Annotated in this window: 1 protein-coding gene; it reads right to left on the bottom strand. The window is 44.4% G+C overall.

Features of this window, described 5'->3' with window-relative positions:
* Window positions 1-166: 166 nt before the first annotated feature.
* The coding region (locus AC1DSE_RS36005; RefSeq protein ID WP_477529208.1) for an HAD family hydrolase at window positions 167-809 on the bottom strand (643 nt) is incomplete at its 5' end.

Below are 809 nucleotides of genomic sequence, written 5' to 3'. Positions count from 1 at the left end.
GTCATTAAATAATGTGATTAATTGTTTTTGTGTGTTTTTGATTCTTCTTTATCATAAGGTTGTGTTGTTAAACAGGTGTAATCGCAATATGAAGAAATTACTAAAAAGAGGCTCCACCTCGTCGAAACGACAAGGTAGAGCCTCTTTTTATAGTAGTAAAAACAACTTATAGAGGAAGCAGCGCTTCAATATCTCTCAAGGATTGTATTTCAAAAGTTGGACGTGCGGCACCTTCTGGCAGCTGCTGTCTCGATCGATTTAGCCAGGCGCTTGCTATACCGGTTCGGCTCGCCCCCAAAATGTCGGTAAACAAATTATCTCCTACCATTAGACATTGCTCAGGTTTTAGCCCCGCGAGATTCATCGTGTGCTCGAAAATTTGCGGAGCCGGCTTGCCGCAGCCGACTTCTCCCGAAATAACGATATGGGGAAAATAATCGGATAATCCGTTGATGCCATAGAGCTTCACTTTCTGTAAATCAGGTGTTCCATTGGTCAGCAGCATAAGCGGGTATTTTGCAGATAATGCTTCGAGCACCTCAAATGTTTCTTCATATACGTAGGGGCGCTTGCGCCTCTCGGCTGGAAACTGTTCAGCAAGCTTGACTGCAAGGTCTTCATCGTGGATGCCGAGCTCTTGTAGTCCTCTCTCCCAAACGTTTCTACGAAAAGCAGGTGCTGCCTCTTTCATTAATTGCAGCTCTGCTGCTTCTCCATCATCAAACCGAGCCCACATCGCTTCCATCGCCGTTACTTCAATATTCGCTAAGTAAGCGTAACATTCCAATTCGTGAAATACAGAATGAGAA

It is taken from the genome of Paenibacillus sp. 01L418, assembly GCF_056400045.1.
The sequence above is the reverse complement of the archived record's forward strand: the minus strand, read 5'-3'. Positions and strand labels throughout refer to the sequence as shown.